Genomic DNA, 23361 nt, shown 5'->3' on the forward strand with positions numbered 1-23361 from the left:
ATGGCGGCGAAATAACCTCCGAGTGCCCCATGTCCGACAAACTCCTGTATACCCTCGCCCGCCCCCTGCTGTTCACGCTCGACCCCGAAACGGCCCACAACCTGACCCTGCCCGCCCTGCGCCGCGCCGCGCAGCTCGGCCTGACCGGGGTCGTCGGCAAGCCCGCACCCGATCCGCGCACCGTGATGGGCATCACTTTCCCGAACCCGGTCGGCCTGGCCGCCGGCCTCGACAAGGATGGCGCCTACATCGACGGCCTGGCCGCGCTCGGCTTCGGCTCGATCGAGATCGGCACCGTGACGCCGCGCGGCCAGATGGGCAACCCGAAGCCGCGCATCTTCCGCCTGCCGCGCGCGCGCGGGATCATCAACCGCATGGGCTTCAACAATGGCGGGGTGGACGCCTTCGTCGCCAACGTGCAGGCCTCGCGCTTCTACCAGGACAAGCAGGGCGTGCTGGGCCTGAACATCGGCAAGAACGCCGACACCCCGATCGAGCGCGCGGCCGACGACTACCTGCACTGCCTGCGCAAGGTGTATCCGTACGCCAGCTATGTGACGGTCAACATCTCGTCGCCGAACACCAAGAACCTGCGCCAGCTGCAGAGCGCGTCGGAACTGGATGCGCTGCTGGCCCAGCTGAAGGACGAACAGGCGCGCCTGGCCGACCAGCACGGCCGCTACGTGCCGCTGGCGCTGAAGATCGCACCGGACATCGACGGCGACCAGATCCGCAACATCGCGGGCGCCCTGCTGCGCCACAAGATCGATGGCGTGATCGCCACCAACACCACGCTGAGCCGCGACAGCGTCCGGGGCCTGTCGCATGCGGAGGAAACGGGCGGGCTGTCGGGGGCGCCGGTGTTCGAGCTGTCGAACATCGTGATCCGGGCGCTCAAGACCGAGCTGGGGGATGAGGTGCCGATCATCGGCGTGGGCGGGATCATGCGCGGGCAGGATGCGCGCGCCAAGATCGCGGCGGGGGCGAAGCTGGTGCAGCTTTACAGTGGGCTGATCTATGCGGGGCCGGCGCTGGTGAAGGAGTGTGCGAAGGCGCTCAAGGGCTGACCATCTCCGCGTGGGCGGGAAGACCCGCCCACCCTGCCGATTAAGCTCACTCCGCCGCCTGCAAGGCCTTCTCGATATCCGCCCGCGTGTAGCCCTGGGCGAAGCGCTCGATGAAGTGATACGCATACGCCCGCAGGTAGGACCCGCGGCGCACCGCCAGCCTGGTCACGTTCTGCGCGAACAGGTGCGATACCTCGATCGCCCGCAGCCCCTTGTCGCGGCCGTGGTCGAAGGCCATCGAGGCCACGATCCCCACGCCCAGTCCCAGGCTCACGTACTGCTTGATGACGTCCGAATCCATCGCCGTCAGCACGATGTCCGGCGCCAGCCCGGCCTCGATGAATGCGGCATCGATATGGCTGCGGCCGGTGAAGCCGACGTCGTAGGTGATGAGCGGATACTCGGCCAGGTCCTCCAGGCGCAGCGGCGTCGCGCTGTTGAAGATCGGGTGGCCTTCCGGCGCCACCACCAGGTGGCTCCAGCGGTAGCACGGGAAGGACACCAGGTCAGGGAAGGCCGACAGGCCCTCGGTCGCGATGCCGATGTCGGCCTTGCCCGACAGGACCCACTCCGCGATATGCTCCGGCGCGCTCTGTTGCAGGGCGATGCGCACGCCCGGGAAGGCCGCCCGGAACGACTGCACCACCTGCGGCAGCGCATAGCGCGCCTGGGTGTGGGTCACCGCCACCGTCAGGGTGCCGCTGTCCTGGGCCGAATACTCGCGGCTGGCCTGCTGCAGGTTCTCGGCCTCCACCAGCAGGCGCTCGACGATCCGCAGGATGCCCTTGCCGGGCGGGGTCAGGCCGGTCAGGCGCTTGCCGTTGCGCTCGAAGATCTCGACGCCGAGTTCTTCTTCGAGCTCGCGGATCTGGCGCGACACGCCGGGCTGCGAGGTGAACAGCGCGTTCGCCACCTCGGTCAGGTTGTAGTCGCGGCGGGCCGCCTCGCGCACGGAACGCAGTTGCTGGAAATTCATATGCCTTCACCCTGATCCACGAACACTTCGATACGGCGCGGACGCACTACCAGCGTCTCGCCTTCCTTCAGGCCGAGGCGCGCGAAGCGCTCGTTCGGCATGACTGCTTCGATCAGCTGCGCATTGTCGGCGCGCTCCAGGTCGAGCTGGGCCAGCGGACCGATCGCATGGGCGCGGCGCAGCTTGGCCACCACGCCCTCGAGGCCCGGCGCGTAGCGCTCGACATCGAGGTCGTGCGGACGCACATAGCCGATCCCTGCGCCGTTTTGCACGCCCGCATGCTCGGGCGCCTTGAAGCTCACGTCGCCGCTGGCCAGCACGCCCTCGTGCACGCGGCCATGGAACAGGTTCACGTTGCCCAGGAAGCCGTAGACGAAGGGCGAAGCCGGCTGGTTGTACACCGCATCCGGCGTGCCCTGCTGCTCGACGCGGCCCTTGTTCATCAGGACGATCTGGTCGGCCACCTCGAGCGCCTCTTCCTGGTCGTGGGTCACGAAGATCGAGCTCACGTGCAGGTCGTCGTGCAGGCGGCGCAGCCAGCGCCGCAATTCCTTGCGCACCTTGGCGTCCAGGGCGCCGAACGGCTCGTCCAGCAGCAGCACGCGCGGCTCCACCGCCAGGGCGCGGGCCAGCGCGATACGCTGGCGCTGGCCGCCCGAGAGCTGCGGCGGATAGCGGTCGGCGATCCAGTCCAGCTGCACCAGCTCCAGCAGCTGGCGCACCTTGTCGCGGATCTGCTGCTCGGAGGGGCGTTCGCGGCGCGGCTTGACGCGCAGGCCGAAGGCGACGTTCTCGAACACGGTCATGTGCTTGAACAGCGCGTAATGCTGGAACACGAAGCCGACCTGGCGTTCGCGCACGTGGCGGTGCGAGGCATCCTGGCCGTCGAGCAGGACGGCGCCCGAATCCGGATGCTCGAGGCCCGCGATGATGCGCAGCAGGGTCGTCTTGCCGCAGCCCGAAGGGCCCAGCAGCGCCGTCAGCTCGCCGTCGGGGAACTTGAGCGAGACATCGTCCAGCGCGGTGAACTGGCCGAACTGCTTGCGGATGTGTTGGACTTCAATCGTCATGCTGCTACTCCGGAAGGCGGACGTCGGTCGAGGCCTTGCGGGCCTGGTGCAGACGCCATTCGATAAAGGACTTGACAGCCAGTGTCACCAGCGCGAGCAGCGCCAGCAGCGATGCGATCGCGAACGCGGCCGTGAAATTGTATTCGTTGTACAGGATCTCGACCTGCAGCGGCATCGTGTTGGTCTCGCCGCGGATGTGGCCGGACACCACCGACACCGCGCCGAATTCGCCCATGGCGCGGGCGTTACACAGGATGACGCCGTACAGCAGGCCCCACTTGATGTTCGGCAGCGTGACGCGGAAGAAGGTGGACCAGCCCGAAGCCCCCAGCACCAGCGCGGCTTCTTCCTCTTCGGTGCCCTGCTGCTGCATCAGCGGGATCAGCTCGCGCGCCACGAACGGGAAGGTGATGAACACCGTCGCCAGCACGATGCCGGGCACCGCGAACAGGATCTTGATGTCGTGCTCCATCAGCCACGGTCCGAACCAGCCTTCGGCGCCGAACATCAGCACGTAGATCATGCCCGCGATCACCGGCGACACCGAGAACGGCAGGTCGATCAGGGTGAGCAGCACGCTCTTGCCGCGGAATTCGAACTTGGCGATGGCCCAGGCGGCGGCCACGCCGAACACCAGGTTCAGCGGCACCGAGATGCCGGCCGCGATCAGGGTCAGCTTGATGGCGGAAATCGCGTCCGGATCGGTGATCGATTCGACGTAGGTTGCCCAGCCGCGCTTGAGCGCTTCGGTGAACACCGCCGCCAGCGGCACGAACAGGAACAGGGTCAGGAACAGCAGCGCCACCGCGATCAGGGTGATGCGCACCCAGCCCGGCTCCATCAGGTTGGTCGCCGGCTTGCGCGCCGGCGCACTGGCCGGACGCGCCGGCGGATTGATCTTGTCGAGGACCGCGCTCATTTCTTGCCTGCCCGTTTGCGTGCCCAGGCCTGCAGCAGGTTGATCGTCAGGAGCAGGATGAACGAGATGATCAGCATGACCACGGCGATCGCGGTGGCGCCGGTGTAGTCGTACTGCTCCAGCTTGGTAATGATGAACAGCGGCGTGATCTCGGACACCAGCGGCAGGTTGCCGGCGATGAAGATCACCGAGCCGTATTCGCCGGTGGCGCGGGCGAAGGCCAGCGCGAAGCCGGTCAGCAGCGCCGGCGTGATCGTCGGCAGCACCACGCGGACGAAGGTCTGGAGCGGGCTGGCGCCCAGGCTGGCGGCGGCTTCCTCGAGCTCTCTCTCGGCTTCCTCGAGCACCGGCTGCACCGTGCGCACCACGAACGGCAGGCCGATGAAGGTCAGCGCCACCACCACGCCCAGCGGCGTGAAGGCGACCTTGATGCCGTACTCGGCCAGGTATTGGCCGATCCAGCCGTTATGCGAATACAGCGCGGTGAGCGTGATGCCGGCCACCGCGGTCGGCAGCGCGAACGGCAGGTCGACCAGGGCGTCGACGAAGCGCTTGCCGGGGAACTGGTAGCGCACCAGCACCCAGGCGACGATGCCGCCGAAGATCACGTTGATGAAGGCGCCGATCAGCGAGGCGCCGAAGGTCAGGCGGTAGGACGCCATCACGCGCTCGGAGGTGACGGCGCCCCAGAAGGCGTCCCAGCTCATGGTGAAGGTCTTCAGGAAGACCGCCGACAGCGGGATCAGGACGATCAGCGCCAGGTAAAAGATCGTGAAGCCGAGCGACAGCCCGAAACCGGGGATGACCCGGCCCGGACTCTTGCGCTTCGGCGCCCGGCGCGGCTGTGCGATGGATGTCATGGAGGCCCTTATTACAAATTCTTCTAACGGGCTAAGATAATCTCACGCAGTATTCATAAAGCAAACGAAACTTTCCTCATTTGCATAGACAGTTTCTGCTATTTGGCGAGCCTCAAAGAACGAGCTTCGCTGCAACGCCGGTCAGGGTCGTGGCCAGCAGGACGCGCAGGAAGCGTTCCGGCACGGCGCGCGACAGCATGGCGCCGAGGGTGATGCCAGGCAAGGAACCGACCAGCAGGGTCAGCAGCAGCATCCAGTTGATCGAACCCAGCCACCAGTGGCCGAGGGCGGCGATGGCGGTCAGCGGCACCGCGTAGGCGATGTCGGTGCCGGCCACCTCGGACGGGGTCAGGCGCGGATACAGGAATACCAGCAGGGTGGCGCCGATGGCGCCGGCGCCGATCGAGGACACGGTGACCAGCACGCCGAGCACGGCGCCGGAAATGATGGTGACGGCGGACAGCGAGCGGCCCTGGAGCTGGCGCTCCGGGTGGGCATTGATCCAGGCCAGCAGCTTGCTGCGGAACAGCAGCGCGATCACGGTCAGCATGACCGAGATGGCGATCGAATAGCGGATCACCTGGCCCATGCCGGCATCCAGGCCGCCGAAATAGCGCAAGCCGATTGCGGCCACCACCGCGGCGGGCAGCGCGCCCAGGCACAGGCGGCCCACGATCGGCCACTTGACATTGCCGTTGAAGCGGTGAGTGATGGTGCCGGCGCCCTTGGTGATGGACGCGAAGGCGAGATCGGTGCCGACGGCGACCGAGGGCGAGACGCCGAACAGCAGGGTCAGGAGCGGGGTCATGAGCGAACCGCCCCCTACCCCGGTCATCCCGACCAGTACTCCGACGGCGAATCCCGCTATTACATAAGTCATCGACATTGCTGTGCTCCCAGTGTGGCGCACAGGGTAAGTCGGCTCTGCCGTTTGACAAACGACAGCTTCCTTATTTGCTTATGCGGAGATATTCGATGAATGAAGCGGAAAATGTTGCATTGCCGCCACATTTAACTGGTTTATATTGACTTGCAGGGAGGGCGGCAGAGCCCGCTTAGCGCCCGCGCCCACCCTGCCGCAAGCCAGGACGGCTTACTTGTTCGGCTGCGGCGTGAAGCGCAGGTAAGGACGCGGCGACTCGTAGCCTTTCGGGTACTTCTGCCTGATCACTTCCGGGTCCGTCACGGTCAGCGGGATGATGACCGGATCGCCATCCTTCCAGTTGCCCGGGGTGGCCACGGTGTAGCCGTCGGTCAGCTGCAGCGCGTCGATCACGCGCAGCACTTCATCGAAGTTGCGGCCGGTGCTCATCGGGTAGGTGATGGTCAGGCGCACCTTCTTGGCCGGGTCGATCACGAACAGCGAGCGCACGGTGGCGGTCAGCGACTGCTCCGGGTGGATCATGTCGTACAGCTCCGAGACCTTCCTGTCGGCGTCGGCGATGATCGGGAAGCCGACCACGGTCTTCTGGGTCTCTTCGATGTCCTTGATCCACTCGTTGTGCTTGTCCACCGGGTCGACCGACAGCGCGATCGCCTTGACATTGCGCTTCTCGAATTCAGGCTTGAGCCTGGCGGTCAGGCCCAGCTCGGTGGTGCAGACCGGGGTGAAATCGGCCGGATGGGAGAACAGCACGACCCACGAGTCGCCTGCCCATTCGTGGAAGCGGATCTTGCCGATGCTGGAATCCTGTTCAAAATCGGGTGCGGTATCGCCGAGGCGCAAACTCATCATCATCTCCATGGTTGAGGACAAACAGGTAGCCGGCAGGCGTGCCGCCGGCTTGCCGCAGGACGTATCCGGCGGCTAGAAAAAACGGTTGTACAGAACGACGGCCCAGGTCGCCACCGCGATCAGCAGGGTCAGCGCGACGGCGCCGCTGCCCATGTCCTTCGCGACTTTCGACAGCGGATGGCGCTCGAGCGAGATGCGGTCGACCACCGCCTCGATGGCCGAGTTGATCAGTTCGACGACGAGCACCTGCACCAGCACGGCGATCAGCGCCAGCTTCTGGAAGCCGGACAGCGGCAGCGCCAGCGCGACCACGACGGCCACGGCCATCACGCAGATCTCCTGGCGGAACGCCGCTTCGCTGCGCCATGCCCAGGCGAAGCCATCCCAGGTGTTGCGGCACGCCGAGATGATGCGGTCGAGGCCGCGCTTGGTCTTGAATTCGCTGATCGGCTGTTCCATCGTGCTCAAAAGGTTGAATTGACAATCATTCTGGATTGCTATTATGCCCCGCCGCGCGCCGATATGGTGGCCGGTCTTTGCGCGCGGTAAGCCTGGGGTTTGCATCCGCTTTTCACATCATGGTATAAAGGGGACAAATACTGCACTGCACCAACCACATGATGAAAATGGAAACCCTCGAACCGGCCAAGACCTCGATCCAGGTGATCGAACGCATGATGGCGCTGCTCGACGCGCTGGCCAGCTATTCGGACCCTGTCAGCCTGAAGGAATTGTCGAAGGTGTCGGGCCTGCATCCGTCGACCGCGCACCGGATCCTGAACGACATGGTGGTCAGCCGCTTCGTCGACCGGGTCGAGCCGGGCACCTACCGCCTCGGCATGCGGCTGCTGGAACTGGGGAACGTGGTCAAGAGCCGGCTGTCGGTGCGCGAGGCGGCGCTCGATTCGATGCGCGCCCTGCACCGCAAGACCCAGCAGACGGTCAACCTGTCGGTGCGCCAGGGCGACGAGATCGTCTACATCGACCGCGCGTTCTCGGAGCGTTCGGGGATGCAGGTGGTGCGCGCGATCGGCGGCCGCGGCCCGCTGCACCTGACCTCGACCGGCAAGCTGTTCCTGTCGGTGGACGACGTCAAGGCGATCCGCGCCTACGCCACCCGCACCGGACTGGCGGGCCACACCAAGAATTCGATCACCGACCTGGCGCGCCTGGAGCGCGAACTGAGCCTGGTGCGCGCGCGCGGCTATGCGCGCGACAACGAGGAGCTGGAGCTGGGCGTGCGCTGCATGGCCGCCGGCATCCACGACGACAGCGGCAAGCTGGTGGCCGGCCTGTCGATCTCGGCGCCGGCCGACCGCTTGCAGGAAGACTGGCTGGAAGACCTGGTGCAGACGGCGGCGCGGATTTCGTCGACCCTGGGATACCGGCCCGCTCCGGCGGCCTGAGCCTGGGCTACGCGGAATGCCGCGTTGAGCGCACTCCGCGGCAGGCCGGTCAGGGCACGGAAGTCTCGACCGACGCCGCCGCCGCGGTCACCGTCGGCACCGCCCTCGACGGCCCGCCCAAGGTCCCCGGCAGCGCTTCCAGCCAGCGCCGCATCCGCCCCGCATCCGCGGTCCGCGACATCTTCCCCTTCGAATCGAGGAACACCATGACCACGTTACGCCCGTGGATCATGGCCTGCATCACCAGGCAGCGCCCCGCCTCGTTGATGAAGCCCGTCTTCTGGATACCGATATTCCAGTCCGGCATCGCGACCAGGTAATTCGTGTTCGCATAGCGCATCGGGCGCCCGCTGGCGCTGACGATCGAATTCGGCGTCGTCGAATATTCGCGCAGCAGCGGCACCTGGTGCGCGGCGACGACCAGCTTGGCGAGGTCGCGCGCGCTCGACACGTTGCGGCTCGACAGGCCGCTCGAGTCGACGTAATGGGTGTCTTTCATGCCCAGTTCGCGCGCCTTGGCGTTCATGGCGTCGACGAAGGCCCCGATGCCGCCCGGGTAGTTGCGGCCGAGCGCGGAGGCGGCGCGGTTTTCCGAGCTCATCAGGGCGATATGCAGCATCTCGCGGCGCGTCATGCGCGCCCCCACCGGCAGGCGCGAGCTGCTGTACTTGTGGCGGTCGACATCGGCGTCGGTGACGCTCAACACCTCTTCCAGGTCCTGGCCGGCCGCGGTCACCACCAGGCCGGTCATGAGCTTGGTGATCGAGGCGATCGGCAGGGCCACGTTGGCATTTTTCTCGAACAGGACTTCGGAGCTGTTCTGGTCGAGGACGAAGGCGACGTTCGAGCGCAGCGACAGCGGATCGGGCGTGCCGCTCAGGCCAGCCGCGTCGCCCAGGCTGCGCGAGTCGACGAAGACCGGCGGCGCGGCGCGGCGCACGGGCTGGTAGGTGACCACGCGCTTGCCGCGCACCATGGCGACACGGCGCACCATGCGCTGGCGGTTGTCGGCGGCGATGGCCTTGGCGGTGTCCTGGCGCTTCTTGGCCCGCACCGCTTTCCTGACCGGCTTGCGTTTCTGCTTTTTCTTGACGACCTGGGCCTTGTTGGCCCGTGCGCTTTCTCCCGCACCGGCGGCCTGTGCCGGCTCGAAGGAGAACAGCAAAGAAATAATGGCAGCCAAAGCAATTTTATACATCTGGAAGCCCTTCGATGCTGATGAGATACGGAATGAAGTTTACCTGAACAATGGGTAATCGCACGTTCAACTCGCATTCCGCATAGTAATAATCACAAAAGCAACACACAATTTCATCAAACTTCGTTTGATATCAACAGGATACCGCTTTATGCCTGCTCAAGGAAAGTGGTAAAACCTGTAATCGGCTCGCGTTCGGTCACCAGCGTATTTTCGACCCGATCCGGGTCGGCCCAGCCCAGCGCCATGCCGCAGACGACCATCTCGTTGGCGGGTAAACCCAGCTGGGCCGCGATGATCCGGTGGTACTGCGTGAAGGCCGCCTGCGGGCAGGTATCGAGGCCGCGGGCGCGCGCCGCCACCATGATATTTTGCAGGAACATGCCGTAGTCGAGCCAGGAGCCCTGCTCCATGACGCGGTCGATGGTGAAGATCAGGCCGACGGGGGCGTCGAAGAACGCGTAGTTGCGGGCGTGCTGGGCCGCCATTCCCTCCTTGTTCTCGCGCGTCAGCCCGAGCAGGCTGTACAGGTCCCAGCCGACCTTGCGGCGCCGGTCGATATACGGCGACACCCACTCGCGCGGGTAATAGGCGTATTCCTCGGTGTGGGCGCGCGCCTGGTCCGGGTCGGCATTGGTGGCGAGGATCGCATCGGACAGGGCATTCCGGGCCGGCCCCGTCAGGACATACACCCGCCACGGCTGGGTGTTGGTGCCGGACGGCGCGCGCGCCGCCACTTCGAGGATGCGCTCGATGTCTTCGCGCGCCACGTCCTTGTCGAGGAAGGCGCGGATCGAGCGGCGCGATTCGATGGCCGCGTCGACGGCTTCTTGCTGGGGGCTGGAAATCATGGAATCTCCTATTTCTTGACCACGAAGGCCACGCCCGTGACGGCGACGGCCATGCCGGCCAGTCCGAGCAGGTTGAACGATTCGCCGAACAGCAGCCAGGCCATGATGGCCGTGGTCGGCGGGGTCAGGTACAGCAGGCTGGTGACTTCGGTGGCCTGGCTGCGGCCGATCAGCTTGAACAGCAGGAAGATCGCGCCGATCGACAGCGCGAACACCGACCACAGCAAGGCGATCAGGAAGTCCTGGCTCCAGGTCACGCTCGAGACGAGCGGGTCGAGATCCTCGAGCCAGATGGCGAGGGGCAGCAGCGCCGCCACCGTGGCGGCGAACTGGATCACGGTGCCGGTGCGCAGGTCGAAGCGCGGGCAGAAGCGCCGCTGGTACATGGTGCCGGCGGTGATGGAGAACAGCGCGAACACGCACAGGCCGATCGCCGCGGCCGACAGGTTGACCAGGGAGATTTTCGCGGCCACGACCAGGGCCACGCCGCCCAGGCCGAGCAGCAGTCCCAGCCACTGGCGCGGGCGCACCCGCTCGCCGATCAGGGGCGCGGCGGCGGCGGTCAGGATCGGCTGCATGCCGACGATCAGCGCCGTCAGGCCGGCCGGCATGCCGAGCTTGATCGCGGCCCAGACGCCGCCGAGGTAGCCCGCCTGCAGCAGCAGGCCGGCGACCGCCACATGCCTGATCTGGCCGTGCGGCCAGGGCGCGCGCCAGAGCAGCACGATCGGGACCATGACGGCCAGCACGCCGAGGCAGCGCAGGATCAGGAAGGTCAGCGGCGGCGCGTACGGCAGGCCGAGCTTGGCGACGATGAAACCTGTACTCCACAAGAAGACGAAGAACAGGGGAACGGGAGAGAGCCAGGCAGTGGCGGAGGAAGTGGTCGCGCGGGTTTGCATGATCCTGGCTGGAACACATTGAACAAGAACTCAAGCAGCTAGTCTAGCATGGCCACTGCTGACCATTTTTCCCGGTACAAAAAACGGTTTTCCTTGTGCTGGATCAAGTGAAATTGCTTGCATTAAATGCATTCAAGAAATTTATGTATCCTGGATGGTGCAATGCACCAAAAAGGCTTGACTCGTTCAACGAACTGGTTGAAAATTGGTTCTGTTGCGGTGCACAAAAAAGAGTTTCGTCGAGTTTCACGAAGAACCTGCCCCTCAAAGAGCAATATTTCAACCCACGAAACGTAGTCCAATTGGAGAGCCACATGTTTGCAATCCCTGAGCAATTTTCGAACGCCACCAAAGTCAGCCTGGAATCGCAGTTCACGCTGCTGTCGTCCCTGACCAGCAAGACCTTCGAAGGCTTGGAGCGTCTGGTCGAACTGAACATCAACACTGCACGCAGCACGCTGGAAGATTCGTCGGCCGTGGCACGCCAGCTGCTGGGCGCCAAAGATCCCCAGGAGTTCTTCTCGGTCACCGCCTCGCAGGCACAGCCGGCCGCTGAAAAAGCGCTGGCGTACAGCCGCCAACTGGCATCGATCGCCACCGGCGCCGGCGCCGAGTTCTCGAAGGCCGCCGAAAGCCAGATCGTCGAAGCCAACCGCAAGGTGATCTCGCTGGTCGACGAAGTGAGCAAGAACGCCCCTGCCGGTTCGGAGAGCTTTGTTGCCGCCGTCAAGACCGCGATCAGCAACGCCAACGCAGGCTACGAGCAGTTCAGCAAGACCTCGAAGCAGGCGGTCGAAGCTGTCGAAGCGAACCTGAACGCTGCTGTGAACCAGTTTTCGCAAAATGCTCGCAAGGCTAGCAATGCCGCGACTGCTGCCACGACGGCTGCTGCGGCCTAAGTTGGTCAGAGTCAAATGAAAAAGCCGGAACGCGAAAGCGTTCCGGCTTTTTGTTTTTGGTGCGCTGCAGGAGGTTGCGTCGTGTGATGCTGTGTGGTGCGGTGCAGGATGAACCGCTCCGCCTGCCCGCGACGCTTGCGCTCCTGCTCCGGCAGCCTTGCCTATTCCCCCAGGTACGCCGCCTGCACCCGCGGATCGTGCAGCATGTCCTGCGCATTCCCGGTCATGATGATCGCCCCCGAATCCATCACATACCCCCGGTGCGCCGCCTGCAGCGCCAGCCGGGCGTTCTGCTCCACCAGCAGGATGGTGATCCCCTGCTGCGACACCTCGCGGATCACTTCGAAGATCTTCTCCACCATGATCGGCGACAGCCCCATCGACGGCTCGTCCAGCAGCAGCAGGGTCGGATGGCACATCAGCGCGCGCGCCATCGCCAGCATCTGCTGCTCGCCGCCCGACAGGGTGCCCGCCAGCTGCGCCGAGCGTTCCTTCAGGCGCGGGAACACCCCGTACCACTTCTCGATGTCGGCATCGACCCCCGCCTGGTCGTCGCGCGTATACGCGCCCATCAGCAGGTTTTCATGGATCGTCATGCGCGTGAACACGCCCCGCCCTTCCGGCACCATGGCCAGCTTGCGCTCGACCATGCGGAACGACTGCGTGCCGTTCAGCGACGCTCCGAGGTAGGAGATCGTGCCCTCGACCTTGCACGCCGGGAGCGTGCCCGTGATCGCCTTCAGGGTCGTGGTCTTGCCGGCGCCGTTGGCGCCGATCAGGGTCACCAGTTCGCCCTTGTTGACCTCCAGGTCGACGCCCTTGACCGCCTTGATGCCGCCGTAGGCGACCTTCAGGCCTGCGACTTTCAGAATGTTCTCGCTCATCAGTGAGCACCTCCCAGATAGGCTTCGATCACGGCCTGGTTCTTCTGGATCTCGGCCGGCAGTCCCTCGGCGATCTGCTTGCCGTATTCGAGCACGGTGATGCGGTCGCACAGGCCCATCATCAGCTTGACGTCGTGCTCGATCAGCAGCACCGTCTTGCCCTGGGCCTTGATCTTCAGCAGCAGTTCGCGCAGCGCCAGCTTCTCGGTGGCGTTCATGCCGGCCGCCGGCTCGTCCAGCGCCAGCAGTTGCGGATCGGTCGCGAGCGCGCGCGCGATCTCCAGGCGGCGCTGGTCGCCGTAGGACAGGAACCTGGAAGTGCGGTGCGCGAACTGGCCGATGCCGACGAAGTCGAGCAGTTCCTGGGCGCGCGCCCGGATCGCCGCTTCTTCGTCGCGCGCCGCCTTGTGGCGGAAGATCGCGCCGAACACGCCCTGGCGGGTGCGCACGTGGCGGCCCACCATCACGTTTTCCAGCGCGCTCATCTCGCCGAACAGGCGGATGTTCTGGAAGGTGCGGGCGATGCCCGCCTTCGCCACTTCATGCGGCGCCGACGGCGAATACGGCTTGCCGGCCAGTTCGAAAGTGCCGCTGTCGGGCTGGTACAGGCCCGTGATCACGTTGAAGAAGGTGGTCTTGCCGGCGCCGTTCGGGCCGATCAGGCCGTAGATCTGGCCCTGCATGATCTTGATGCCGACGTCGGTCAGGGCCTGCAGGCCGCCGAAACGCTTGTTGACGCCGGAGATGTTCAATAAAACCTGGTCGCTCATCGTAGTCCTTTGTGCCTCAAGCCGTGGCGGCTTCCTCTTCCTCGCGCGCCAGGGCGGCGTTCGGACGGTGTTCCTTGTTCGGCGACGGCCACAGGCCGGCCGGACGGGTCAGCATGATCAGCACCAGCGCCAGGCCGTACAGCAGCTGGCGCAGCACTTCGGCTTCGATCAGGATCTTGCCGAACAGGGCCTGCTGGGCCGGCTCGACCACGTGGCGCAGCACTTCCGGCAGCGCGGCGAGCAGCACGCCGCCCAGCACCACGCCCGGGATGTGGCCGATTCCGCCCAGCACCACCATCGCCAGCACCGCGATCGACTCGGTCAGCGCGAACGATTCCGGCGACACGAAGCCCTGGAAGGCGCCGAACATCGCGCCGGCCACGCCGCCGAAGGAGGCGCCCATCGCGAACGCCAGCAGCTTGACGTTGCGGGTGTTGATGCCCATCGCCTTGGCGGCGATCTCGTCCTCGCGGATCGCGACCCAGGCGCGGCCCAGGCGCGAATGCTGCAGGCGGCTGGTGATGAAGATGGTCGCGATGCACAGGAACAGGAACAGGAAGTAGTACGCGTTCACCGACGGCATGCCGTAGTCGCCGATGTAGACCGTGGCCTTCGAGCCCGTCTCGCCCGACAGCGACAGCCCGAACACGCGGATCGGGTCGATCAGGTTGATGCCCTGCGGTCCGTTGGTGAAGTTGATCGGGTCGTTCAGGTTGTTCATGAAGATGCGGATGATCTCGCCGAAGCCCAGGGTCACGATGGCCAGGTAGTCGCCGCGCAGCTTCAGGGTCGGGGCGCCGAGCAGCGCGCCGCACAGCGCCGCGACGAGGGCCGCCAGCGGCACGATCGCCCACACCGACAGGTGGATGCCGTTCTGCTGGATCTCCGGCCCGAAGAAGGCCACCAGCGCCTCGCCCAGCGCGGGAGAATAATAGATCACCGATTCGAGCAGGGCCGCGAACTGCGGCGACGAGAACAGGCCGACCAGGTAGGCGCCGACCGCGAAGAAGGCGATGTAGCCGAGGTCGAGCAGGCCGGCGAAGCCGACCACGATGTTCAGGCCCAGCGCCAGCATGATGTACAGCAGCGCGATGTCGATGATGCGGACCCAGGAGTTGCCGAACTGGGCAGCGAAGAACGGGAACACGATCAGCAGCGCGAGCACGATCGCCATGCTGGTGTAGGCCTGGCGCGGCTTGTGCTGGACGTCGAAAGTCAGGAGTGCCATGGAGTAGTCCTTTGTTCGGTCAGGCGCGGTCGGCCACGCGTTCGCCCATGATGCCGGATGGGCGCAGGGTCAGGACCAGGATCAGCACCACGAAGGCGAAGATGTCCTGGTAGTGGCTGCCGAGGAAGCCGCCGGTCAGGTCGCCGATATAGCCGGCGCCGAGCGCTTCGATGATGCCCAGCAGGATGCCGCCGATCATGGCGCCGTAGATGTTGCCGATCCCGCCCAGCACCGCCGCGCAGAAGGCCTTCAAGCCCGGCAGCACGCCCATGGTGAAGGTGATCGTGGCGTAGTTGGCGCCCCACATCACCCCGGCCACGGCGGCCAGCGCGGCGCCGATGGCGAAGGTGGCGACGATCACGCGGTTCGAATCCACGCCCATCAGGCCGGCCACGCGCGGGTTCTCGGCCACGGCGCGCATCGCGCGTCCCATCCTGGTGCGTTCGACCAGCAGCACCAGGCCGGCCATCGCGACCAGCGCCAGCACCAGCAGCAGCACCTGGGTCTGCGAAATCAGGGCGCCGCCGATCGTGATCGGTTCGGACGACAGCAGTTGCGGGAAGGGGATCGGGCTGCGGCCCCAGATCATCATGGCGAAGGTCTGCAGCAGGATCGATACGCCGATCGCGGTGATCAGGGGCGCCAGGCGCGGCGCGTTGCGCAGGCGCCGGTAGGCGACCCGTTCGATGATGATGTTGACCAGCATGGTCACCGGGATCGCGCCGAGGATGGCGAAGGCCAGCTGCGCGTAGCCGGGCAGGCCCGGCGCATAGGCCTCGAGGAGCTTCAGGAGGCTCAAGCCGATCATGGCGCCGATCATCAGGACGTCGCCGTGGGCGAAGTTGATCAGGTTGAGCACCCCGTACACCATGGTGTAGCCGAGGGCGACGAGGGCGTACATACTGCCCAGCACCAACCCGTTGAGTATCTGTTGGACGAAAGTCTCCATCGTTTTCGCTTGCCTCTTTCCGATCTAACAAAAACGGCACTTCGGGTTGTCCCCGAAGTGCCGCTCATGGCCTGACGTAATGTCACAAACGCCGCGCCGCCGGCGTCGTGTGCCGGCGTGCCCGTGCTACCGTGTTCCGCGGCCGTGCAAGCTGTTTCCTAGAAAACAGTTGCCACGACTATGTTTCCGAGCGCCATCATCATAGCTTGGCTTTTGGAAAACTAACAATGGAAAATGGTAACTGTGGCCAGGCGTTTTGTATAGATGGAAAAATAAAGTTCAGACAGCGTCGCTACGGACCCCATCCAGCCCTTTCGGCAGCGGGAAAGTGACGTGTTCCTCGACGCCCTCGAGCGCGCGCACGCTGGCCGCACCCAGTTCCTTCAGGCGGTCGATCACGGCCTGCACCAGCACTTCCGGGGCCGAGGCGCCGGCGGTGACGCCGATGCGCTTCTTGCCGACGATCCAGCCTGGGTCGATCTTGCCGGCGTTGTCGACCATGTAGGCGGGCGTGCCCATCTTGTCGGCCACTTCGCGCAGGCGGTTCGAGTTCGAGCTGTTCGGGCTGCCGACCACGATCACCACCTCGACCTGGGGCGCCAGGAACTTGACCGCTTCCTGGCGGTTGGTGGTGGCGTAGCAGATGTCGCCCTTCTTCGGCTCGATGATGTTCGGGAAGCGTTTTTTCAGCGCGGCGATGATCTCGGCGGTGTCGTCGACCGACAGCGTGGTCTGCGACACGTAGGCCAGCAGGTCGGGATTGCGCACCTGCAGCCTGCCGACATCCTCGACGGTCTCGACCAGGTGCATGCCCTCTTCCGCCTGGCCCATGGTGCCTTCGACTTCCGGGTGGCCGTCGTGGCCGATCATGACGATCTCGGCGCCCTGCTTGCGCATCTTCGCCACCTCGACATGGACCTTGGTCACCAGCGGGCAGGTGGCGTCGAAGATCTTCAGGCCGCGCGCCTCGGCTTCGGCGCGCACCGCCTTCGAGACGCCGTGGGCCGAGAACACCAGGGTGTTGCCGGCCGGGACATCGTCGAGTTCCTCGATGAAGATGGCGCCCTTGTTGCGCAGGTCTTCCACCACGTAGGCGTTGTGCACGATTTCATGGCGCACGTAGATCGGCGCGCCGAACTGTTGCAGGGCGCGCTCGACGATCTCGATGGCACGGTCCACGCCGGCGCAGAAACCGCGCGGCTGGGCTAGCAGGATTTCATTTTCCATGTCGTGTAAGAGTGACGGATTTACAGAACCGAAATCAGTTTCACTTCGAATTGCAGCGCCTGGCCGGCCAGCGGGTGGTTGAAGTCGAACACGGCCGAGGTGTCGCGCATTTCCAGCAGCACGCCGGCGAAGCGGCCGCCCTTGGGCGCGTTGAACTCGACCACTTCGCCGACCGCGTAGTCGGTGCCCGGCACCGAGTTCTCGTCCAGGGTTGCCTTCGAGACAGCCTGGATCAGTTCGGGATTGCGCTCGCCGAAGGCTTCGGCGGCGCTCAGCTCGAAGGTCTGGTGCGTGCCTTCCGGCAGGCCCAGCAGGCGCTGTTCGAGGAAGGGAGCGAGCTGGCCCTGGCCCAGCAGCAGGGTGGCGGGCGTACCGTTGAACGTGGTGACGATATCGGAACCGCCGGCCACGGCCAGCCGGTAATGCAGGGTCAGGTAGGACGATTCGTTGACGACGGGGGAAGCGTTGGACATGTTCGTTTGTGGTGGCAGGCATACCTGTTCAGGCAATCCGCTATTGTAAGCCAGGCGCGGGGCTTGCGCCTTGGAGCGCGTCTTTTTGGCGAGGATTACACATGGCAATTTGCGACTGGCCCGAGGAGGAGCGTCCACGCGAGCGGCTGCTGCGGGCGGGGGCGGCGGCGCTGTCGGACATCGAGCTGCTGGCGATTTTCCTGCGTGTCGGGGTGGCCGGCAAGAGCGCGGTGACCCTGGCCCAGGACATGCTGGCGCATTTCGGCTCGCTGCACCGGCTATTGCATGCCGAGGCGGCCGAGTTCGGCCAGCTGCATGGGCTGGGGCCGGCCAAGTATGCGCAGCTCCAGGCGGCGATCGAGCTGGCGCGGCGCGCGGTGGCGGAACAGTTCCAGCGCGAGGCCTTGTGCTCGCCGGAATCGGTGCGGCGCTACCTGCGCAGCCAGTTCGCACTGCAGGCGCACGAGTCCTTCGTGGTGCTGTTCCTGGATGTGAAGAACCGGCTGATCCATTGCGACGAGATGTTCCGGGGGACGCTCACGCACACGAGCGTGTACCCGCGCGAGGTGGTCAAGGCGGCGCTGCGGCGCAATGCGGCGGCGGTGATCCTGGCGCACAACCACCCGTCCGGCATGGCGGAGCCGAGCGAGGCGGATCTGCGCCTGACGGCGGCGCTGGCGCAGGCGCTGGCGCTGGTCGACATCCGGGTGCTCGACCATTTTGTCGTGGCGGGGAGCCAGGTGCATTCGTTTGCGGAGCATGGACAGCTGTGAGAACGGCAGGCGCCGCCATTACCGCAAATTCCAGCGCGTAAACAAGCACTTAACAGCCACTTGGAAAGACCTTGTCGCACTCATCCTGAATTGTTAAATATCCAGACGAGCATAAGACACAATTGTTTTTCGCAAGTGATTGATTCCGCTTCGTTTTTCGCGCTATACTCTCGTTTTTCCAGTTCTGGAACATTATTAAGGAGTGCACTATGGCACGTGTCTGCCAAGTTACGGGCAAGGGAGTGATGGTTGGTAACAACGTCTCCCACGCTAACAACAAAACGAAACGCCGCTTCCTGCCGAACCTGCAGAACCGTCGCATCTTCGTGGAATCCGAAAACCGCTGGGTCTCCCTGCGTCTGTCGAACGCTGGTCTGCGCGTGATCGATAAGCTCGGCATCGACGCCGTGCTGGCCGACATGCGTGCCCGTGGCGAAAAAGTTTAATTAGGGAGCTATCATGGCAAAAACTGGCCGCGACAAAATCAAGCTGGAATCGACCGCAGGTACTGGTCACTTCTACACCACCACCAAGAACAAGCGCACGATGCCGGCGAAGATGGAAATCACCAAATTCGACCCGAAGGCTCGCAAGCACGTGATCTACAAGGAAACCAAGATCAAGTAATTCGATCTTGCCTTCCCAAAAAGAGCCGCCTGTGCAAACTGGCGGCTCTTTTGTTTTCGGGCAGCGCGCCGTTACCATGTGATGACGATGAGCAGCCCACCCTCCCCGCCCCCAGTCTTCACCCCCACCGCCAGCAGCCAGCGGCTCGACGCCCTGGACGTCCTGCGCGGCTTCGCGCTGGTCGGCATCTGCATCGTCAACGTCGAATACTTCAACCGCCCCGTGGTCGACTCCGGCAGCGGCATGCAGGCCGGACTGGAAGGACTCGACTGGCTCACCGCCTTCGTCGTCAACTACTTCTTCACCGGTAAGTTCTGGACCATCTTTTCGCTGCTGTTCGGCATGGGCTTCGCCCTGATGCTCGAACGCGCACGCGCGGCCGGCCGCCCCTTCCTGCCGGCCTACCTGCGCCGCATCGGCGCGCTGGCGGTGTTCGGCCTGCTGCACCACGTCTTCCTGTGGAGCGGCGACATCCTGCTCAGCTACGCGGTCGGCGCCATCGTGCTCATGCTCACGCTGTTCGCGCGCGCCCGGATACTGTTCCTGGCGCTGCTGGCCTGCATGGGGCTGTCGGCCCTGTTCGACCTGCCCTTCCTGGCGCACCTGGCCATGCCCATCGGCTTCGCCGCCTTCATCGGCCTCTACCTGCGCCCCAGGCCGGGCCACTCGCTGTTCCCGCTGGCGCTCCTGGTCCCGGGCGGCCTGATGCTGCTGTCGGCGCTGATCATGGGAGCGACCGGCAAGACCGAGGGCGTGGACGTCGTCACCGTCGTGGGCGCCCTGCTGGTCATCCTCGCATTGCTGGCGCGGCGCTACAGCGAGCCGGAATCCGCGCGGCCGCTGCGCGCCGGCATCGTCATCTTCGTGCTGAGCTTCGGCCTGATCGCCGCCGAGGGCGGGGTGCGCTACTTCGCGCCGCATTCGGGAGCGCTGTCCGCCGCCACGGCCACCAGCGACGAAGACGTCGAGGCCAGCGACGCGGAATCGCGCAGGCTGCGCCACCGGGAACGCGTGCGCCGCAGCGCCGAGGAGCGCAAGGTCCTCACCACGGGCAGCCATGCCGACGCGGTGGCCATGCGCACGCGCCACCTGGGCGAGCGGATGCGCGACGAAATGGGATTCGGGGTGGTGCTGGTCGGCGTGTTCCTGATCGGCGTCTGGTTCGTCCGCTCGTCCGTGATCGCCCATGCCGGCGCCCACCTGCCCATGTTGCGCCGGCTGGCGCTGGCGGGCATCGTGGGCGGCGTGCTGGCGGGCCTGGCCAGCGGCCTGATCGCCACGGGACGGCCATCCGGGATCGACGACCAGGGCTACGATTTCGCCCACGGCCTGCTGATGCTGGGCAGCCTGCCGGCCTCGCTCGGCTACCTGGCGGCCGTGCTGCTGATGCTGCACAGCCGCGGTCCGCTGGCGCGGGTGCGGCTGCTGGCGCCGTTCGGGCGCATGGCGCTGACCAACTACCTGGTCCAGTCGCTCGTGTTCGCCTCCCTGTTCTACGGCCACGGCCTGGGCCTGTGGGGCATGGGCCGCGCGGCCCAGGTCGGCGTGGCGCTGGCGCTGTGTGCGCTGCAGGTCGCGTTCAGCCACTGGTGGCTGGCCTGCTTCCGCTACGGTCCGGTGGAATGGGTATGGCGAGCGCTTACTTACCTCAAGCGGCCATAGTCGTCAGTTCAGGGTCAGGTCTGTCATTCGGACACGGACGCACAATCCTTGCAAAATCTCAAAACGGCTTTGCATATTTCATGCAAGCCGAACATAAGCCGAGCAACTAACGCTTTGGGAATAAACAAACCAGCGTTTTGAGATAGATCAAAGGTGCGTGATCGGTGTCCGAATGACAGACCTGACCCTGAATAAAAAACGGCTCCCGAAGGAGCCGTTTTCATTGGTGCACGAAGAAATCAGGCGTAGCTGCGCAGGCGCATCGAGAATTCCTGCAGCGCCTTGATGCCCGAGGCTTCGGCGCGGTTGCACCAGTCCTGCAGCTGGTGCAGCAGCTGGTCGCGGGTCGAGTGCGAACGTTCCCAGATCGCGCCCAGTTCCACGCGCATCTGGTGCATGGTTTCCAGCGCCTTGCTGTGCTGGAACAGCTCGACCAGTTGCTGCTGTTGCGAGGATTCCAGCTTGGCCGGCTCGCGCTGCAGCAGCTTGCGCGAGCTCTTCAGGAAGCGCGCTTCCAGCTCGGCCTTGTGCTTCAGGTGCTCCAGTTCTTCATGGAAGGCGCGGCGCACCGACTTGGCGTACTTGGCCATCACGTCGTAGCGGTTGGCGATCACCGACTGCAGGGTGTCGAAGTCGGCAACCTGCTTGTCCTTGGCGAACTTCGGCTCCGGCGCCACTTTCTTCACCTTCGCCAGGCCCAGCATCTCGAGCATGCGGATATAGCCCCAGCCCACGTCGATCTCGTACCACTTGCTCGACAGCTTGGCCGAGGTCGCATAGGTGTGGTGGTTGTTGTGCAGCTCTTCGCCGCCGATCAGGATACCGAAAGGAAAGATGTTGGTCGCCGCATCGTTGCAGTCGTAGTTGCGGTAGCCCCACCAGTGGCCGAGACCGTTGATGATGCCGGCGGCGGTGATCGGGATCCACATCATCTGGATGGCCCAGACGGTCAGGCCGAGCACGCCGAACAGGGCAACGTTGATGAACAGCAGCGAGATCACGCCGGCCGTGCTGCGGCCCGTGTAGACATGGCGCTCGATCCAGTCGTCCGGCGTGCCATGGCCATACTTGTCCATCGTTTCCTTGACCTTGGATTCGGCGCGGTACAGCTCGGCGCCTTCCAGCAGCACCTTGCGGATGCCGCGGGTCTGCGGGCTGTGCGGATCTTCCGCGGTGTCGCACTTGGCGTGGTGCTTGCGGTGGATCGACGCCCATTCCTTGGTGACCTGGCCCGTGGTCAGCCACAGCCAGAAGCGGAAAAAGTGGCTCGGAATGGCGTGCAGGTCCAGCGCACGATGCGCCTGGTGACGGTGCAGGTAGATCGTGACGCTCGCGATCGTGATATGGGTGACGATCAGCGTATACAGCGCGACTTGCCAGCCGGAAAAGTCCAGCAGGCCAGTCGAAAGGAACTCCAGCACAGGGTGCAGGATGTCGCTAGAAAAATTCATTCAGGCTCCAAAGTGGGGTCTTGTCCGACGCGCAATAGGTATGGCGCATGCGTAACCCCAGCATTTTACGCGCTTCTCATGACACGAAGCACGAATTGCCTGCCTTAATTTGTGTCGGGGTGAGGACTGCGCGCCACAGCAGATGCTATATGGGCATCGAGGAGCCTGGTATCAATGGCAGGATGACCAAGTTTGATCACGCCCGCATGCACCAGGTCGTAAATCTTCCTGTTGACCTCGGAAATCGGACCGCCGCCCCCGTTTTCCGGATCGCCGATCCAGAAGCCCACTTCGAGCTCGTAGCCATCGGCCACGAAGGCGTTCAGCAGCACGTTCGGCACCGGCTCCTCCAGCACCCGCGCCACGCCCTGCGGTTGCGTTTCGAGCAAGGGCATCACCGTCGTCAGGTCGCTGTCGTAGGACACGACCAGCTTGGTAACGAGGCGCGTGTTGCGGTTGGTGACCGACTGGTTCAGCACCACGCCGGTGATCAGCATCTCGTTCGGCAGCAGGGTCTGGGTGCCGTCGGTACTGCGCAACACGGTGTAGCGCGTATTGATGCGCGCCACCTTGCCGGAATACTTGTCGAGCGTGATCGGATCGCCAATGGTCAGGCTGCGCTCCAGCAGGATGATGAAGCCGGAGACATAGTTACTCGCGATACGCTGCATGCCGAGACCGAGGCCGACGCCGAGCGCGCCGCCGAACACCGACAGCACGGTCAGGTCGAGGCCGGCCAGCGAAAGGCTGAACAGCACCGACACCAGGATCAGCGCCGCGCGGCTGACGCGCGCCATCGCCACGCGCAGCGAGCTGTGCACGCGCTCGAGGCCCATCAGGCGCTCTTCCAGCGCGGCGCCGGCCCACAGCGCCAGCATCATCAGGACCACGATCGACACGATGCCCTGCAACAGCTCTGCGAGCGAGACTTCGTGCTTGCCGATCGGCAGCATGGTCTTGTCGAGGAAGCTGATCACATCGGGCAGCACGCCCGTCAGGTGCATGGCCACGCCCAGCCAGACGATCAGGGCGAACACCCGCTCGAAGGTCTGCAGCGCAGCGCCCAGGGGACCGTGGCGCGCGAAGATGCGGCGCAGCAGGTAGAAGAAAGTGCGGATCACCGCCAGCGAGGTGAACAGCGGCAGCGCGACCCGCAACAGGTGCACGCTCTGGTAGCGCTCCATGACCAGCTTGGTCAGCGCCAGCAGCGCGACGATCAGCAGCGGCGGCAGCACGCGGCCGAAGCTGGCCACGCCGAAGCCCATCAGGCCGCCCTGCTGGGCGCGCTCGTGCAGCCAGGCGCGGTGGATCAGCCGCGCCAGGCCCCAGCCGCCGACGATGCAGGCGATGATGGCAAGCGCCTGCCACAGGATGGCAGGCCGTTGGATATCGCCGAGCAGGTCGGCCAGCAGGTCCGAAATCGGCATGCCCTGC

General features: G+C 64.9%; 25 protein-coding genes. 7 read left to right on the plus strand and 18 right to left on the minus strand.

Going from position 1 to position 23361, the window contains the following annotated elements; genetic code table 11:
- The first annotated feature begins 29 nt into the window (after nucleotides 1–29).
- Complete coding sequence (locus H162_RS0118790; protein ID WP_020655037.1) at nucleotides 30–1067, plus strand: quinone-dependent dihydroorotate dehydrogenase; 1038 nt, start codon at nucleotides 30–32, stop codon at nucleotides 1065–1067.
- 46 nt (nucleotides 1068–1113) lie between these two features.
- On the opposite strand, the gene H162_RS0118795 is transcribed toward H162_RS0118790, so the two are convergent.
- The 7 genes from H162_RS0118795 to H162_RS0118825 form a co-directional block, all read right to left on the minus strand.
- Complete coding sequence (locus H162_RS0118795) at nucleotides 1114–2043, minus strand: CysB family HTH-type transcriptional regulator (RefSeq protein ID WP_020655038.1); 930 nt, start codon at nucleotides 2041–2043, stop codon at nucleotides 1114–1116.
- Nucleotides 2040–3113, minus strand: a complete 1074-nt coding sequence (locus tag H162_RS0118800; protein WP_020655039.1) for a sulfate/molybdate ABC transporter ATP-binding protein — start codon at nucleotides 3111–3113, stop codon at nucleotides 2040–2042. The genes H162_RS0118795 and H162_RS0118800 overlap by 4 nt, the downstream gene beginning before the upstream one ends.
- Before the next feature lie 4 nt (nucleotides 3114–3117).
- On the minus strand, nucleotides 3118–4032 hold the full coding sequence (gene cysW / locus H162_RS0118805; protein ID WP_020655040.1) for a sulfate ABC transporter permease subunit CysW: 915 nt from the start codon (nucleotides 4030–4032) through the stop codon (nucleotides 3118–3120).
- Nucleotides 4029–4892, minus strand: a complete 864-nt coding sequence (cysT, locus tag H162_RS0118810; RefSeq protein ID WP_020655041.1) for a sulfate ABC transporter permease subunit CysT — start codon at nucleotides 4890–4892, stop codon at nucleotides 4029–4031. The genes cysW and cysT overlap by 4 nt, the downstream gene beginning before the upstream one ends.
- A 112-nt stretch (nucleotides 4893–5004) precedes the next feature.
- The gene (locus H162_RS0118815) at nucleotides 5005–5778 is read right to left on the minus strand and encodes a sulfite exporter TauE/SafE family protein (RefSeq protein ID WP_026354821.1); all 774 of its coding nucleotides are present in this window, start codon (nucleotides 5776–5778) and stop codon (nucleotides 5005–5007) included.
- A gap of 207 nt (nucleotides 5779–5985) precedes the next feature.
- Nucleotides 5986–6624 carry a peroxiredoxin gene (locus tag H162_RS0118820; RefSeq protein WP_020655043.1) on the minus strand — a complete coding sequence of 213 codons (639 nt, stop codon included), beginning with the start codon at nucleotides 6622–6624 and terminating at the stop codon, nucleotides 5986–5988.
- A gap of 75 nt (nucleotides 6625–6699) precedes the next feature.
- Entirely contained in the window at nucleotides 6700–7086 is a 387-nt protein-coding gene (locus tag H162_RS0118825) for a diacylglycerol kinase (RefSeq protein WP_020655044.1), read from the minus strand.
- A gap of 161 nt (nucleotides 7087–7247) precedes the next feature.
- Between H162_RS0118825 and H162_RS0118830 the strand changes: the two genes are divergently transcribed.
- Nucleotides 7248–8033, plus strand: coding sequence for an IclR family transcriptional regulator (locus H162_RS0118830; RefSeq protein ID WP_026354823.1), 786 nt, complete (start codon nucleotides 7248–7250; stop codon nucleotides 8031–8033).
- A gap of 49 nt (nucleotides 8034–8082) precedes the next feature.
- Here the strand turns inward: H162_RS0118830 and pbpG are convergent, their stop codons facing one another.
- From pbpG to H162_RS0118845, 3 genes are all read right to left on the minus strand, one after another.
- Nucleotides 8083–9231, minus strand: coding sequence for a D-alanyl-D-alanine endopeptidase (gene pbpG, locus H162_RS0118835; protein WP_051109958.1), 1149 nt, complete (start codon nucleotides 9229–9231; stop codon nucleotides 8083–8085).
- A gap of 149 nt (nucleotides 9232–9380) precedes the next feature.
- Entirely contained in the window at nucleotides 9381–10082 is a 702-nt protein-coding gene (locus H162_RS0118840; RefSeq protein ID WP_020655047.1) for a nitroreductase, read from the minus strand.
- Between the two features lie 8 nt (nucleotides 10083–10090).
- Nucleotides 10091–10984, minus strand: coding sequence for a DMT family transporter (locus H162_RS0118845; RefSeq protein ID WP_020655048.1), 894 nt, complete (start codon nucleotides 10982–10984; stop codon nucleotides 10091–10093).
- A gap of 314 nt (nucleotides 10985–11298) precedes the next feature.
- Here H162_RS0118845 and phaP point away from each other — a divergent pair, with 314 nt between their 5' ends.
- Nucleotides 11299–11883 carry a TIGR01841 family phasin gene (gene phaP / locus H162_RS0118850; protein ID WP_020655049.1) on the plus strand — a complete coding sequence of 195 codons (585 nt, stop codon included), beginning with the start codon at nucleotides 11299–11301 and terminating at the stop codon, nucleotides 11881–11883.
- A 161-nt stretch (nucleotides 11884–12044) separates the two neighbouring features.
- Here phaP and H162_RS0118855 read toward each other — a convergent pair whose 3' ends face one another.
- The 6 genes from H162_RS0118855 to H162_RS0118880 all read right to left on the minus strand — a co-directional run bounded on the left by H162_RS0118855 (nucleotide 12045) and on the right by H162_RS0118880 (nucleotide 17414).
- Nucleotides 12045–12767, minus strand: coding sequence for an ABC transporter ATP-binding protein (locus tag H162_RS0118855; protein WP_020655050.1), 723 nt, complete (start codon nucleotides 12765–12767; stop codon nucleotides 12045–12047).
- Entirely contained in the window at nucleotides 12767–13537 is a 771-nt protein-coding gene (locus H162_RS0118860) for an ABC transporter ATP-binding protein (protein ID WP_020655051.1), read from the minus strand. Before H162_RS0118860 ends, H162_RS0118855 begins: the two co-directional genes overlap by 1 nt.
- 16 nt (nucleotides 13538–13553) lie before the next feature.
- Nucleotides 13554–14765: an ABC transporter permease subunit gene (locus tag H162_RS0118865; RefSeq protein WP_020655052.1), complete on the minus strand. Its 1212-nt coding sequence runs from the start codon at nucleotides 14763–14765 to the stop codon at nucleotides 13554–13556.
- Nucleotides 14766–14784: 19 nt separating this feature from the next.
- Nucleotides 14785–15714 (minus strand): branched-chain amino acid ABC transporter permease, encoded by a 930-nt coding sequence (locus H162_RS0118870; RefSeq protein WP_026354824.1) that lies wholly within the window; start codon nucleotides 15712–15714, stop codon nucleotides 14785–14787.
- Between the two features lie 279 nt (nucleotides 15715–15993).
- Nucleotides 15994–16941 carry a 4-hydroxy-3-methylbut-2-enyl diphosphate reductase gene (gene ispH, locus H162_RS0118875; RefSeq protein WP_020655054.1) on the minus strand — a complete coding sequence of 316 codons (948 nt, stop codon included), beginning with the start codon at nucleotides 16939–16941 and terminating at the stop codon, nucleotides 15994–15996.
- Between the two features lie 20 nt (nucleotides 16942–16961).
- On the minus strand, nucleotides 16962–17414 hold the full coding sequence (locus H162_RS0118880) for an FKBP-type peptidyl-prolyl cis-trans isomerase (protein WP_020655055.1): 453 nt from the start codon (nucleotides 17412–17414) through the stop codon (nucleotides 16962–16964).
- 101 nt (nucleotides 17415–17515) lie between these two features.
- On the opposite strand from H162_RS0118880, the gene radC reads away from it, so the two are divergent.
- The 4 genes from radC (at nucleotide 17516) to H162_RS0118900 (ending at nucleotide 20476) form a co-directional block, all read left to right on the plus strand.
- The gene (gene radC / locus H162_RS0118885) at nucleotides 17516–18187 is read left to right on the plus strand and encodes a RadC family protein (protein ID WP_020655056.1); all 672 of its coding nucleotides are present in this window, start codon (nucleotides 17516–17518) and stop codon (nucleotides 18185–18187) included.
- 209 nt (nucleotides 18188–18396) lie between these two features.
- On the plus strand, nucleotides 18397–18633 hold the full coding sequence (rpmB, locus tag H162_RS0118890; protein ID WP_026354825.1) for a 50S ribosomal protein L28: 237 nt from the start codon (nucleotides 18397–18399) through the stop codon (nucleotides 18631–18633).
- Between the two features lie 13 nt (nucleotides 18634–18646).
- Entirely contained in the window at nucleotides 18647–18814 is a 168-nt protein-coding gene (rpmG, locus tag H162_RS0118895; RefSeq protein ID WP_005665735.1) for a 50S ribosomal protein L33, read from the plus strand.
- Between the two features lie 87 nt (nucleotides 18815–18901).
- Entirely contained in the window at nucleotides 18902–20476 is a 1575-nt protein-coding gene (locus H162_RS0118900) for a DUF418 domain-containing protein (RefSeq protein WP_156885694.1), read from the plus strand.
- A gap of 239 nt (nucleotides 20477–20715) precedes the next feature.
- Here the strand turns inward: H162_RS0118900 and H162_RS0118905 are convergent, their stop codons facing one another.
- The gene (locus tag H162_RS0118905) at nucleotides 20716–21927 is read right to left on the minus strand and encodes a DesA family fatty acid desaturase (protein WP_026354827.1); all 1212 of its coding nucleotides are present in this window, start codon (nucleotides 21925–21927) and stop codon (nucleotides 20716–20718) included.
- A 104-nt stretch (nucleotides 21928–22031) separates the two neighbouring features.
- Nucleotides 22032–23354 carry a mechanosensitive ion channel family protein gene (locus tag H162_RS0118910; RefSeq protein ID WP_020655060.1) on the minus strand — a complete coding sequence of 441 codons (1323 nt, stop codon included), beginning with the start codon at nucleotides 23352–23354 and terminating at the stop codon, nucleotides 22032–22034.
- Between the last annotated feature and the right edge of the window lie 7 nt (nucleotides 23355–23361).

The organism is Massilia niastensis DSM 21313, assembly GCF_000382345.1.
Taxonomy (GTDB): Bacteria; Pseudomonadota; Gammaproteobacteria; order Burkholderiales; family Burkholderiaceae_D; genus Telluria; species Telluria niastensis.